Origin of the sequence: Luethyella okanaganae (assembly GCF_042660285.1) — a bacterium.
In the GTDB taxonomy this organism is placed as follows: domain Bacteria; phylum Actinomycetota; class Actinomycetes; order Actinomycetales; family Microbacteriaceae; genus Luethyella; species Luethyella okanaganae.
Map to the genome: position 1 here is coordinate 1 of NZ_JBHSTP010000003.1, position 11940 is coordinate 11940.

At 67.3% G+C, this 11940-nt stretch carries 12 protein-coding genes; 4 read left to right on the forward strand and 8 right to left on the reverse strand.

Translation table 11 applies throughout. The features are described 5' to 3' along the window. Positions 1-610 (reverse strand): aldehyde dehydrogenase family protein (locus ACFQB0_RS11370; RefSeq protein ID WP_386731587.1); only part of this gene is annotated, 610 nt, incomplete at its 3' end. A 239-nt stretch (positions 611-849) separates the two neighbouring features. On the opposite strand from ACFQB0_RS11370, the gene ACFQB0_RS11375 reads away from it, so the two are divergent. Continuing rightward, on the forward strand, positions 850-1506 hold the full coding sequence (locus ACFQB0_RS11375; protein ID WP_386732797.1) for a GntR family transcriptional regulator: 657 nt from the start codon (positions 850-852) through the stop codon (positions 1504-1506). A 121-nt stretch (positions 1507-1627) separates the two neighbouring features. Here ACFQB0_RS11375 and ACFQB0_RS11380 read toward each other — a convergent pair whose 3' ends face one another. Genes ACFQB0_RS11380 through ACFQB0_RS11400 form a run of 5 tightly spaced genes read right to left on the reverse strand, consistent with a single transcriptional unit; the run spans position 1628 to position 6344 of the window. After that, positions 1628-2881, reverse strand: a complete 1254-nt coding sequence (locus tag ACFQB0_RS11380) for an ABC transporter substrate-binding protein (protein ID WP_386731590.1) — start codon at positions 2879-2881, stop codon at positions 1628-1630. Between the two features lie 2 nt (positions 2882-2883). After that, positions 2884-4008 carry a branched-chain amino acid ABC transporter permease gene (locus tag ACFQB0_RS11385; RefSeq protein ID WP_386731593.1) on the reverse strand — a complete coding sequence of 375 codons (1125 nt, stop codon included), beginning with the start codon at positions 4006-4008 and terminating at the stop codon, positions 2884-2886. Further along, positions 4008-4889: a branched-chain amino acid ABC transporter permease gene (locus ACFQB0_RS11390; protein ID WP_386731596.1), complete on the reverse strand. Its 882-nt coding sequence runs from the start codon at positions 4887-4889 to the stop codon at positions 4008-4010. The genes ACFQB0_RS11385 and ACFQB0_RS11390 overlap by 1 nt, the downstream gene beginning before the upstream one ends. A 2-nt stretch (positions 4890-4891) precedes the next feature. Further along, entirely contained in the window at positions 4892-5602 is a 711-nt protein-coding gene (locus ACFQB0_RS11395) for an ABC transporter ATP-binding protein (RefSeq protein WP_386731599.1), read from the reverse strand. Further along, on the reverse strand, positions 5589-6344 hold the full coding sequence (locus tag ACFQB0_RS11400) for an ABC transporter ATP-binding protein (RefSeq protein WP_386731601.1): 756 nt from the start codon (positions 6342-6344) through the stop codon (positions 5589-5591). Before ACFQB0_RS11400 ends, ACFQB0_RS11395 begins: the two co-directional genes overlap by 14 nt. Before the next feature lie 270 nt (positions 6345-6614). On the opposite strand from ACFQB0_RS11400, the gene ACFQB0_RS11405 reads away from it, so the two are divergent. Both ACFQB0_RS11405 and ACFQB0_RS11410 read left to right on the forward strand, forming a co-directional pair. Next, entirely contained in the window at positions 6615-6788 is a 174-nt protein-coding gene (locus ACFQB0_RS11405) for a hypothetical protein (protein ID WP_386731603.1), read from the forward strand. A 7-nt stretch (positions 6789-6795) separates the two neighbouring features. Then, complete coding sequence (locus ACFQB0_RS11410) at positions 6796-7569, forward strand: DUF1932 domain-containing protein (protein WP_386731605.1); 774 nt, start codon at positions 6796-6798, stop codon at positions 7567-7569. A 41-nt stretch (positions 7570-7610) separates the two neighbouring features. Here ACFQB0_RS11410 and ACFQB0_RS11415 read toward each other — a convergent pair whose 3' ends face one another. Then, on the reverse strand, positions 7611-8969 hold the full coding sequence (locus ACFQB0_RS11415) for an aminomethyl transferase family protein (protein WP_386731608.1): 1359 nt from the start codon (positions 8967-8969) through the stop codon (positions 7611-7613). A 149-nt stretch (positions 8970-9118) separates the two neighbouring features. On the opposite strand from ACFQB0_RS11415, the gene ACFQB0_RS11420 reads away from it, so the two are divergent. After that, a complete protein-coding gene (locus ACFQB0_RS11420) occupies positions 9119-10051 on the forward strand; it encodes a LysR family transcriptional regulator (protein WP_386731611.1) in 933 nt (310 codons plus the stop codon). Positions 10052-10186: 135 nt separating this feature from the next. Here the strand turns inward: ACFQB0_RS11420 and ligM are convergent, their stop codons facing one another. Further along, positions 10187-11587 carry a vanillate/3-O-methylgallate O-demethylase gene (gene ligM / locus ACFQB0_RS11425; RefSeq protein WP_386731614.1) on the reverse strand — a complete coding sequence of 467 codons (1401 nt, stop codon included), beginning with the start codon at positions 11585-11587 and terminating at the stop codon, positions 10187-10189. Positions 11588-11940: the final 353 nt, after the last annotated feature.

Consider the following 11940-nt stretch of genomic DNA (forward strand, 5'->3'; position numbering starts at 1 on the left):
GCTTCTCTGCGACCCGCTGCACGAGCCGGGTCGTGGCCAGCGGCGCCGAGGGCGGCGGCTTCACGATCGCGGTGTTCCCAGCCAGCAGCGCATGCGGGAGCGAGGCCCCCAGGATCGCGATCGGCCAGTTGAACGGAACGATCACCGTCACCACGCCCAGCGGCTGGTAGCCGACCTCCGTCGATACCGGGATCGCGCCAGGCACCACTGGCAACGTCCTGCCCTGGTCGACCTCCTCGGCATGCATCAACGCCAGATTCCAACGGATCTCGAACACCAACGCGTCGATGAAACCCTCGAACCGGATCTTCCCGTTCTCCTGCGACAACACCGCCGCGTCGACGTCGCGCTCATCTGCGATCCCCGCGATCGCGTCCGCCATCAACGCCGCCCGCTCCGGACCCGTCAACGCCGACCACGCCGGGAACGCCGCCCGCGCCGCGGCGACCGCGTCAGCGACATCCTCCGCCGACGCCGACGCCGCATGACCCACGACCACCCCCGGCTTCGCGGGATCCGCGATCGCAAGGGTCTCCGCGGTACTCCGCGCCACGCCCCCGATGAACAACCCGGTCCTCACCGGCGCCTCAGTGCTCACTGTGTCGGACATCGCCGGCACCCACCTCTCTGTGTCTTGGGCCATCCCATCCTCGCCGCGCTCGCCTGTCGACGGCGCGTCCTGGTGAACGGGACAAATAAACCGGGCGATCTCGGGATGCCCGTGGACATGATTATAACCGAGATTGTCGCTAAAATCGTCGACAAATTTTACCCATGCGATACTGTCAGAAGGTGCCCGAGGAGGGACGCACCGTCCGTGACCGAGGAGGCCGTCGCCTTTTGTCCACCGTGCCGCCCAACGCCCACGAGAACTCCTGGGCCGATCTCACCCAGCAGATCCGCAACGCCATTCTGGCGGGCGAACTCGCCCCATACCAACGGCTCATCGAGGCCGACATCAGCGAGCGGTTCGACGCCTCGCGAGCGGCCGTGCGGATGGCGCTGCTCAACCTGGCCGGCGAGGGTCTCGTCGAACGTCTCCCCAATCGGGGCGCGCGGGTGCGTGCGATCAGCATCGACGAGGCGATCGAGATCGTCGAGGTGAGGATCGGCCTGGAGTCGTTGTGCGCGCGCAAGGCCGCCGAGAACCTCACCGACGAGGGCGCAGAGGAACTGCTCGCCTTGCGGACGGGTATCTCAGCCGCTGTCGCCTCCGGCGATCTCGTCGAGTACGCGCGGCTGAATCAGGAGATGGACCGCTGCATTCGCGAGTTCAGCGGGCACGAGACCGCGACACAGCTGCTGGAGCGCCTGCGCGCCCAGTCGGCGCGGCACCAGTTCCGGCTTGCATTCGCGCCCGGTCGCGCCGCCGAGTCAGCACCGGAGCACATTGCGATCATCGACGCCATCCTGGCGCGCGACGCGGACGGGGCCGAGGAGGCCACCCGCACCCACCTGCTTGGCATCGTCCAGGTGCTCCGCGCTGGATCGATCGCCGCGCGCTGAGCGATTCGAGTGGATCCACGGCATCCGGCCCGCACCCGTGACCTCGCGCCCGCAGTTGGTCGCGGGCATGCGCCATGGCCCGACCGGGAACCCGACCAGGCCATGGCTGCTCAGGACGGCATCACTCCCACGAGGTGGCGGTGGCGTAGCCCTTGCCGTTGTACTTCTGGACGAACACCGTCGACACGGCGGGCTGGCCGTCGGCGGTCGTGTCGACCGCGGTGCCCTCCAGCATCAGCGGAGCCGAGAAGTCGGAGATCGACCGCAGCGCCTTCATGAAGTCGTCGCGCGTTGGCGAGGTCATCTTCTCGAAGGCCTGCTCGAGGGTCGCCCCGACCTGGTAGCTCCATGCACAGTGCGGGAACGCCGGGGTATCCGGATAGTCCGCATACGCCTTGAGGTCCGAGAGGAACGTCTTGACGTCCTCGTCGTCCGCGAACGCGGGGCTCTGCACCGCCTTGGTGAACGCGACCGAGTAGATGCCGGGGTAGACGCTCACGTCGTTCGCCTTCTGCAGGATCCCACCGGGGCTCGAGGTGTTCGACGGCAGGAACCAGTTGGGAGTCCAGCCGAGCGACTGGGCCTTGTTCAGCGATGAGATGACCAGCGGGGTGATCGACATCGCGTTGAAGAAGACATCGGCGCCCGTGGCGGCGAGCTGGGTGAGCTGGCCGTCGACCGAGGCGTCTGTGGCCTCGTAGCTGAGCTCCTCGGCGATCGTGATGTTCGAAGCGCCCTCGATGCCCTTCTTGAAGCCTTCGACATAGCCCTTGCCGTAGTCGTCGTTCTGGTACAGGACGGCGACCTTGTGCTCACTGCCCGACGTCGCCAGAAGTGTGCCGAACGCCTCGCCCTCGTTCTGATAGATCGGCACGAAGCCGAGCTGCCATGGACTCTGCTTCTGGTCGCTGAAAATCGGATCGCCCGTCATCACGAGTACCTGCGGGACCCCATCCGAGATCGCGGCCTCGCGCCATGCACGGTTGGTCGGAGTGCCGAGTCCCGCCGTCATCGCGAAGACGCTGTCTTTCAGCTGGTCGTAGTTGGCCTTCGCCTTTTGCGGGTCGTAGCCGTCGTCGAGCGGCTTGATCTCGACCTTGCGGGTCTTGCCGTCACCGAACTTCACGCCGCCGGCGGCGTTCTTGGCGCCGAAGTAGGCGGTGACGCCCGCGACGGTGCAGGTGCCGGGGCCAGCAGTGGTGCCGCTCATGGGCGTCGTGATGCCCAGTGTGATCGCCGTTTCGGTGATGCCGGGGCTCGGCGCCACGCTGTCGGACGAGGTTCCGCCTCCACCGCGCGAGCATCCGGCGAGGATGAGCGCGACGGCCGACGCCAGGGCGACGACGCCGATGGCGTTCCGTGTTCTCGTGCGCATGTTCATGCCTGTCCTTGTCTCTCTGTTGGGGGTCTCTTCGCCGCGGGATCCGAGGCTGTGGTCGCTGGCGAGGGGATCTGGTGCTCGACGGCCGCCGCATCCGCGCGCGTCGCAGGCGACGCTCCGATCGCCGGGACGCGCGTGGTCGGCGTTGCGCTGCGATGTACGCGCGACGACAGCCGGTCGATCGCACGCGGGAGCGAGACCAGGCCGCCGGGCAGCACGAACAGCACCACCAGAAGGATCGCACCCTGCAGCAGCGCGGTGAGGTTCGGGTCGATGATGTTCGTCAGCTGTGGGACGAGCACGTAGTACGCACCGCCGAGGACGGAACCGAAGATGCTCGCAGCACCGCCGATCACCATGGACGCCAACAGTGTGATCGAATGGCCGAAGCTCATCGTCTCGGGCGATGTGTATTGCACGACGACCATGTAGAGGAAGCCGCTCACCCCGCCGATGATCGAGGCGACGGTGAAGGCGAGAACCTTGTAGCGGTAGGGCGAGACGCCCATGGAGCCCGCTACCGCCTCGTTCCCCCTCACGATCGCGAAGGCGCGGCCATACTTGCCGCGCACGAGGCTGCGCGTGAGAAGGAACACGATCCCGCCGATGAGCAGCACGATGTACAGCTGCCACTGGTCGTCGTACAGCGTGCTCCACGCGGGCGCCTTCGAGAAGTTCGCCGAGAGGCCCTGCGATCCGCCGGTGAAGTCCTCGAGGCGTTTCGCGAGCGGCACGCCGACGATAGGGAGCGCGATGGTGACCATGGCTATCGCGAGTCCGCCGAGGCGCGCGGCGGCGAGGGCCACGAGAAGGCCGACGACGCCGGGGATGACGAGTGACAGCACGAACACCAGCACGATGTTCCACCCCTGGGTGACTCCGTATGCGGTGACGTATGCCCCGAGCCCGAGGAAGAAGATCTGGCCGAGCGAGACCTGTCCTGTGTAGCCCATGACGACGTTGAGGCCCAGCACGGCGACGGCGAACACCCCGATGCGGGCGATGGTCTGGTTCGCGAAGGCGGGAAGGACCAGCGGAAGGATGACGGCGAGCGCGGCGATCACGACGACGGTGACCCGGCGCACCCAGGCTTTGGCGAAGAAGGCTGTGAGGGTGGACATCAGACGCGCACCACGGCTTTCCGGCCGAACAGGCCCTGCGGGCGGCCGATCAGCACGACGAAGATGAGGATGAACGGAACCGCGATCTTCAGGTCGTAGCCGATGAAGCCGATGTAGGCGGCGGCGAGGTTCTCCAGCACCCCGATGAGCCACGCGGCGATGACGACGCCGATCGGGCTCGACAGTCCGCCCAGAATGACGGCCGCCAGCGCGTACACGAGCGCGTTGTCCATCATCCCCGGAGTGAGCGACAGCTGCGGTGCCACGAGGATGCCGGCGACGGCCCCCAGGCCGGCGGCGAGACCCCACCCGACCATGAGCAGGCGTCCGACCGGGAGACCGGAGAAAGCGGCGGACTGTGTGTTGATCGCGACCGCCCGCAAGGCGAGGCCGAGCTTCGTGCCGACGAACAGCACCTGCAGCAGCACCATGATCGCGACGATGACGATGATCGTGCCCAGCGAGCTGAAGCTCAGGACCGCGCCGAGGACGGTGACCGTTCCCGTCGGGAACAGCGGGGGGAAGATCTGGTTGTCGTACGACCAGATCCACGCGCAGATCCCGGTGATCAGAGTCAGGAGTCCGATCGTCACGACCACAGCGGTGTCCGGGTCGCCGCGCTCGAACCTCCGCATCAGGTACCACTCGATGAGGGCGCCCAGCGCGAGGGAGGCGACGATCGAGGCGAGGATCGCGAGGATCAGCGGCGCGCCGAGCTGGGTCAGCGCGAACGCGATGTAGGCGGAGAGCACAGCCATTCCGCCCTGTGCGAAGTTGATGAGGCCGGTCGCCTGGTTGACCAGCACGATCGCGAGTGCCAAGGCGGCGTAGACCGACCCTGTCGAGAGCCCGTCGATCACCAGCTGGATGAAGGTCCCCATCGTCAGCCTCCCAGGTAGGCGCGGCGGATCTCGTCCATGCCCTTGAGCTCGGCACTGGATCCGGTGAGGACAGTGCGACCGGTCTCCAGCACGGTCGCGGAATCGACGAGCGAGAAGGCGAGATTGGCGTTCTGCTCGACGACGAGCATCGCGATGCCGGACTCTTTGCGGAGCCGCCTGATCGCCTCGTACACGGACTTCGCGGTGCCAGGGGCGAGTCCGAGGGATGCTTCGTCGAGCAGCAGCAGCCGTGGTCTGGACATGAACGCGCGAGCGATCGCGAGCATCTGCTGCTCGCCGCCGGAGAGTGCCGATCCGTTGGAACGGATGCGGTTCTGCAGCTGGGGGAAGAGGGCGAGACAGTAGTCGATGTCGGTCGCGATGCCCTTGCGGTCCTTGCGCAGATAGGCGCCGACGCGAAGGTTCTCGTGCACTGTGAGGGCTCCCAGCGTGCCACGGCCCTCCGGCACATGCGCGATTCCGAGGGCGGCGACCCGGTCAGGGCGCATGCCTCGGATGTCGCGCCCGTCGTAGACGATACGGCCTCCGGTGCGCACAGTCCCGCTGATCGCGCGCAGCGTCGTCGTCTTGCCAGCGCCGTTCGCGCCGAGGATGCCGACAGCGCCCCCATCGGGCACCGACAGCGACACGCCCCCGAGCACCTGGACCGGACCGTAGGAGGCCGTCACGCCCTCCAGCTCAAGCAGCGTCACCCGCGGCATCCTTCCCGATGTACGCCTCGATCACCCGCGGGTCGGACTGCGCTTGCGCCGCCGTGCCCTCCATCAGACTCTTGCCGTGATCGAGCACGACGACCCTGTCGGTGAGCGCCGCGATGAGCCCCATGTGGTGCTCGACGATCACGACCGTCACGTCGTCCTCGTCGCGCACGCGCTTCACCGTCTGGATGAGTTGTTCGACCTCGTTGTGGGGCAGTCCGGCCGCCGGTTCGTCGAGCAGCAGCAGCTTCGGCCGCATGAGCAGCGCGCGACAGAATTCGATGCCTTTGTGCAGGCCGTGGGAGAGCTCGTCGGCGCGCACGTTCGCAGCCCAACCGAGGCCGTTGCGCTCCAGCAGCTCGAGCGCCTCCGTGCGCAGCGCCTTCTCTGAGCGGGTGGTGCGCGGCGAGCGCATCGACCACTCGAGAGGACCGCCGGGCAGCCGCGTATGCGCGCCAAGCAGCACGTTCTCCAGGACGGTGTCGCGCAGCTGAAGCGCGGGGTGCTGGAACGTGCGGGCGAGGCCGTGGCGTGCGAGCGTCGCCGGACGGGAGCCGCGCACCTCGACGCCCTCGATGAGGATCGACCCCGCGCTCGGCTTGTAGTGCCCGCTGATGCAGTTGAACAACGAGGTCTTGCCCGCGCCGTTGGGGCCGACGAGTCCGAACACCTGGCCGGGCTCGACGTCGAAGCTCACGCCTTCGAGCACCGTGACGCCGCCGAAGTGGAGATTCACGTCACGCAGGGTCAATCGAGCGGCCATCGCCTGCCTTTCGTGTCGTTCGCCTCATTGCCACCGACGCGGGACCCGGACCGTCCCCGTTTCTGAGACGCTACGGATTCGCGCTGAAATTGTCAACGATTTTGGTTTGAAAATCTGGATCTTTATGGCTTCCTTGTCCGCGATCCAGGTTCGCGGAATCTGCATGGTCTTCGCTCGGATCGAAAGGAAAGCCGACAATGACATCCCACTCTCTCGCTCGGGCGATGTCGGGGCAGAGGCCGTGTGGAACTCCGAGATCGCGGTCGCCGCGCGACTCGCGCGATCGACGACTCGCGCGATCGACGACTCGCGCGATCGACGACTCGCGCGATCGACGACACACCGGCCATCGACATGGGCGGTGCGACGGTCGCACGGGCGGATGCGTCGACTCCCGTCGTCGGTGGTCTAGGGTGAACACTCTATGACGACCATCGCGATCCTCGGCCTCGGAGAGGCCGGACGGCTGTATGCGCGCGGGCTGCATGACGCCGGCGCGGATGTGCGCGGCTACGATCCCTTCCGGCGGCTCGACGACCCTCCGATCCGGCAGGTCCCGACCATTGCTGAGGCCGCTGAAGGCGCGGATGTCATCCTCAGCCTGGTCGGAGCGAACGTCGCGCGCGCCGTCGCCGCCGACGTTCTTGCACAGACCCCGCCGACCGCCGTGTACGCCGATCTCAATACCGCAGCGCCCGCGGTCAAGCTCGAGATCGCCATGCTGGCTGCGCTGCAGGGTGTCCCGATGGCGGATGTCGCGGTGCTCGCCCCCGTGCCCCGTGCCGCGCACCGCACGGAACTGCTGGCGAGCGGCCTTGGTGCCCGTGCCCTGGCGGAGCGGCTCGCACCGTTCGGTGTTCCGATCGTCACCGTCGACGGTGAGGCCGGGGAAGCCGCACGCCTCAAGCTCCTGCGGAGCGTCTTCATGAAAGGCCTTGCCGCACTCGTCATCGAAGGGCTCGGCGCTGCGCGCGCGGTCGGTGCCGAGGAGTGGCTGCTCGATCAGATGGCACAAGAGCTCGGCCACGAGGGGCGGGCCCTCATCGATCGGCTGGCCGAGGGGACCTATCAGCACGCCGTGCGGCGGGAGCACGAGGTACGCGACGCGCTCGCCGCGCTGGAGGCGTCGGGCCAGCCCGCGGACATGACCCGTGCGACGCTCTCCTGGTTCGAACGGATCGTCGCCGAGAAGGGCTGAGCCCGGTGGCCAAGCGAGCACGAGGGCGAGGCGAAGCGCGCTCAGTCCTTCCGGTAGGCCTCCCGGGCGAACGACGAGTACGGCGCGGGCTGCACGGTCGCCCGGATCTCGACCTGGCGGTGCGCCTCGACGGCGGGCTTGCGTGAGTTGGGCTCCTCACCCCACACGACTGCGACCTCGGTGCCGGGCGCCGCATGCGTGGCGTCGATGCTCGCCAGCGACACGAACACCTGCTCGCCCGTGATGTAGCCGACATCGTGGGAGATGCCGACATCCTTCCCGCCGGCCAGCACACGGTCGACCTGATACACGCCATACCGTGCCTTGGGGAAGTCGATGTATTTCGCCGGCAGCCCCGGTTCCAGCAGCGATCGCTGGACCGCGGCCACGTCCTCGGGGCTCCACACCAGCGTGACCTTTGCGCGCACTGGCCCCGCAGCGTGTCGTTCGAGCGCCGCGCGGCCGATGAAGTCGTGGTCGAAGGCGACGCTGCGACCGTAGCCGAGGTCGTAGGGGGTGAGATAGTAGTCCTCGATGTCGTCAGAGGCGAAGCTGCCTGCAAGCGATCCGGCGCGGGCCGCCGGTAGCCACCTGAGGTAGTCGGCCATGCCTTCGCCCGTGAAGATCGCTGGCAGGGGTGATGGCACCCACGCAGATTCGAGGTTCGCCGACGAGTACGCCTTCGAGCCGATGAGCGCGAGATCGAGACCATCGCCGGCGGCGATCAGCGCGCTTCGCACCCGCTCTCCCTCCTCCCACGGTCCGAACAGCTCGAAGCCGGGCTGCCCGGCCATGCCGTGGCGCAACGAACGCACCTCGAGCCCATCGATCGTGAAGGTCGTCATGTGGAAGAACCTCGTCGGCGGCACTGGAACGCCTGTGACCTTCTCCATCAGGGTGAGGGCGTTCTTGCCCTGAAGCTCGTAGCGATACAGCGTGGGGTTCTCGCCGGGGGCGCGCATGAGCGAGTTCGCGTCGCGCTCGAAGGTCACATCGTAGTCGCCGGTCTCGCCGATGTACTGCACCCAGTCGAGCACCATGAACCACCCGACGAGGTCGAACGAGTCCTCTGCGAGATGGAACAGGATGGCATCCCCGATGAGATACCCTTCGTGGTTGACCGCCACGAACTGCTTGGCGTTGTCGACCTGAAAGTTCGCGAAGCTGTTCACGCCGATGTCGCTCAGGAGTCTCAGGGCGTCGGGACCCGAGATGAACAGGTCGGTCATGTGGTGGGACTGGTCGAGCAGGGCGACGGAGTCGCGCCAGGCGCGCTGCTCAGAGCGCCAGTTCGTGAACTCGGGAGTGACCGGGAAGATCGTCGGACGCGCCTGGGCGTTGCGCAGCAGCTCGACAGGGCCTCCCACGCGGGAGATGGCCTGGAAGACGGACTCGGGCATCGTGAACTCCTTCGTTCGATCACGGTGGATGCGGCAGCATCCGGTCTCATGTTAGTAACACAGGCATATTGCGGGACCGTATGGGCATAACCTCTGCTTATGGAGATCGAAGGATGTCTTAGCCTTCGCGCGGCTGGTCGGAGGCCGCGATGGACCTGAACCTCGTCCGCGTCTTCGTCGCGATCTACGAGACACGTGGCCTGACGGCCGCGGCCTCGCGGCTCTATGTGACGCAGCCGGCGGTGAGTCAGGCCCTCGGACGGCTGCGCCGCGAGCTGGACGATCCGCTGTTCCTGCGTGCGGGCCGCACAATGGAGCCGACGCCTCTGGCGGTGAGCGTGTTCCCCGGCTTCCGTGAGGCGATCGCGGGGATCGATCGCACGCTCGACGCCGTGCACGGGTTCGATCCGTCCGACTCGCGCAAGCTGTTCCGTGTCGCGCTGTCGGAGCTCGGCGAGATCGGCTGGCTTCCGGCGATCCTCCGTGCGGTGCGAGCCCGCGCGCCGCACATGCGTCTCGAGATCGTGCCGCTCGATGTCGGCGAGCTGCCCGATTGGCTCGCGCGCGGCACCGTCGACCTCGCGATCACGCCGGTCGCGCTTTCCGGCGCGTTCGACCGGGTGCTGCTGAAGTCGCAGGGCTATGGAGTCGCGCTGTCGGCCGCGAATCCGCTCGCCGACCGAGCGTTCGACCTCGACGCCTACCTCGACGCAGCACATGTCACGGTGGCGAGCGACTCCGGGGCACCGATGCTCGCGGCCGCGCAGCGGCGCGCCGGAGCGGAGATCGAAGCGCAGGTGGCCGTGCGGCACTTCGCGACGCTTCCGCCGCTCCTGTCGGCGAGTCGAGAACTCATCGCAACGGTGCCCGACACCATCGCGGCCGGGTGGGCGGGGACCTGGCCGCTCGTCGTGCGCGAACTGCCGTTCGAGATGGCCGAGATCGAGTTGTGCCTCTACCGTCGTGCGACGACCCAACAGACGGCAGCACTCGACTGGCTCTACGCGACCGTGGCCCGCGCGGTGCAGGGCTCCTCCGGGCAGTTCTTCGTCATCCACGGCGACGGTTCGGCACCGGCCTGAACCCCGACGGTCCGAGCGCGGCGCCTCGGGCCCGTGACGCCCGTCGCTGGAGCGTCCCAGACCTTCGGAACCGGTGACACCCGCCGCGATGCGTGCGGGTCCCGCTAGAACCGGCTGAACCCGGTTTCGGCCGTCTCAGGCGCCGCCGGTCCTCCATCCGCCGTGGTACGTGTTGCGTGCCGTCACGGCGTACGGCACCGGGCTCACGATCGCGCGCACCGCCAGTTGCTCGTGCGGCTCGACCGTCGCTTTCCGCGATCCGCCGCCCGGTTCACCCCAGACGACCTTTAGCTCGGTGCCGATCGGCACGTCGTGGTCGACCGTCGCCAACGAGAGGCCGCGTCTCTCGTTGGCCGTGACACCCGTGAACAACGAGAGCCCGACGACGGTCCCGTCGGCGTCGACGACCGAGTCGTAGTTCGACGAACCGTAGTTGGCGTTCGGCAGGTCGAAGAACTGGTAGCCGAAGCCATCACGGTCGATCACCGAGGTGAGCAGCTTCGCGAGGTCTTCGTCGTTCCAGGCGAGCGTGACCTTCTTGCGCTGGGTCGCCGGGTCGATCTTCTCGAGCGCGTCGCGGCCGACGAAGTCGTGGTCGAACTTCACGAACGAGCCATAGCCGAGCTCCCAGGGGTTGAGGTAGTAGTCCTCGATGTTCTCGGACACGAACGAGCCGGCGAGGGCGTTGATCGCCTCGTAGCTCGTGGCAGGCAGCCACTCGCGGTAGGCACGCTCTGCCTCGCTCGTGTAGATCGCGGGGAGCGGAGAGGGGATCCAGCCCGACTCCAGGGTGTTCGACGAGTAGGCACGTGAACCGCACGGTTCGAGGCCGAACTCGCGCCCGGCCTCGAGCACGGCGTCGCGGATCTTGCCGTGCTGCTCGTATGGACCCCAGATCTCGAGGCCAGGCGCGCCGGCCATGCCATGCCGGAGGGTGCGCACCTGCTCGCCTGCGATCGTCAGCTCGCCCATGTGGAAGAACCGCACCTGCTCGACTGGACCTCCCGCGAGCTTCTCGATGATCGGCCAGGCTGCCGGCCCCTGAATCTGGAACCTGTAGTACTCGCGGTGCACGGCCTGCCCGTAGGGGCGCGACGGAGAGCGGTCGTCGTAGCGCACCTCAACGTCGTACCCGCCTGTCTCGGCGTGGAACTGCAGCCAGTTCGCTCCGGGGGCGCGTCCGACATAGACGTAGTCGTGCTCCGCCTCGTGGAACAGGATGCCGTCACCGATCACGCCGCCGTTGGAGGCGGTCGGCACGAACTGCTTCGCGGTGTTCACCGGGAAGTTGGCGAAGCTGTTGATACCGGTGTCGTTCAGCAGCTTCAGTGCGTCCGGACCCGACACGAAGAGGTTCACCATGTGGTGCGTCTGGTCATACAACACAGCGGTGCTGCGCCACGCCTTCTGCTCGCGACGCCAGTTGGTGAACTCGGCCGGCACGACGGGGTAGATATATGTTCCGAGCTGCGAATCACGCAGCATCCTGACCGTGTCGCCCTTCTCGTCCAGCAGCTCTTGCAGGTTGTTCGCCATGGTTCTTCCTTCTCTCGGGGTGGTGCGATGGGCGGCCACGCGTGCCTGGCCCCTCAGTTCTTGTGGTCGTCTCTTGTGGTCGTCACTTGCGTCTTGCTTGCGGGTCTCTCGTGCGTGTGACCAGGGGTCGCGGTGCACCCACGGGAGCCGTCTCCCCGCCAACGCGGCAGTTCGGGATCGCGGCCGTTGTTCTCGGCGGGACGCGAGGATCGTGTCGTCGGTGGGCCGACTGTCGTGACGGTGAGAGCGATCCGCGTCTCGCGGCAGCCGACGGGGAGGGAGTGCGGTCGGCGGTGCCTCCCGGCGATTCCACCGCACGCGATACCGAGGCATCCGACATCGAGACTCCTTCG

Bases quoted from the DNA above. Each gene is read 5' to 3' on its own strand.
- ACFQB0_RS11380 (WP_386731590.1), bottom strand. From the start codon at position 2,881: ATGCGCACGAGAACACGGAACGCCATCGGCGTCGTCGCCCTGGCGTCG.
- ACFQB0_RS11385 (WP_386731593.1), bottom strand. From the start codon at position 4,008: ATGTCCACCCTCACAGCCTTCTTCGCCAAAGCCTGGGTGCGCCGGGTC.
- ACFQB0_RS11390 (WP_386731596.1), bottom strand. From the start codon at position 4,889: ATGGGGACCTTCATCCAGCTGGTGATCGACGGGCTCTCGACAGGGTCG.
- ACFQB0_RS11410 (WP_386731605.1), top strand. From the start codon at position 6,796: ATGACGACCATCGCGATCCTCGGCCTCGGAGAGGCCGGACGGCTGTAT.
- ACFQB0_RS11415 (WP_386731608.1), bottom strand. From the start codon at position 8,969: ATGCCCGAGTCCGTCTTCCAGGCCATCTCCCGCGTGGGAGGCCCTGTC.
- ACFQB0_RS11420 (WP_386731611.1), top strand. From the start codon at position 9,119: ATGGACCTGAACCTCGTCCGCGTCTTCGTCGCGATCTACGAGACACGT.
- ligM (WP_386731614.1), bottom strand. From the start codon at position 11,587: ATGGCGAACAACCTGCAAGAGCTGCTGGACGAGAAGGGCGACACGGTC.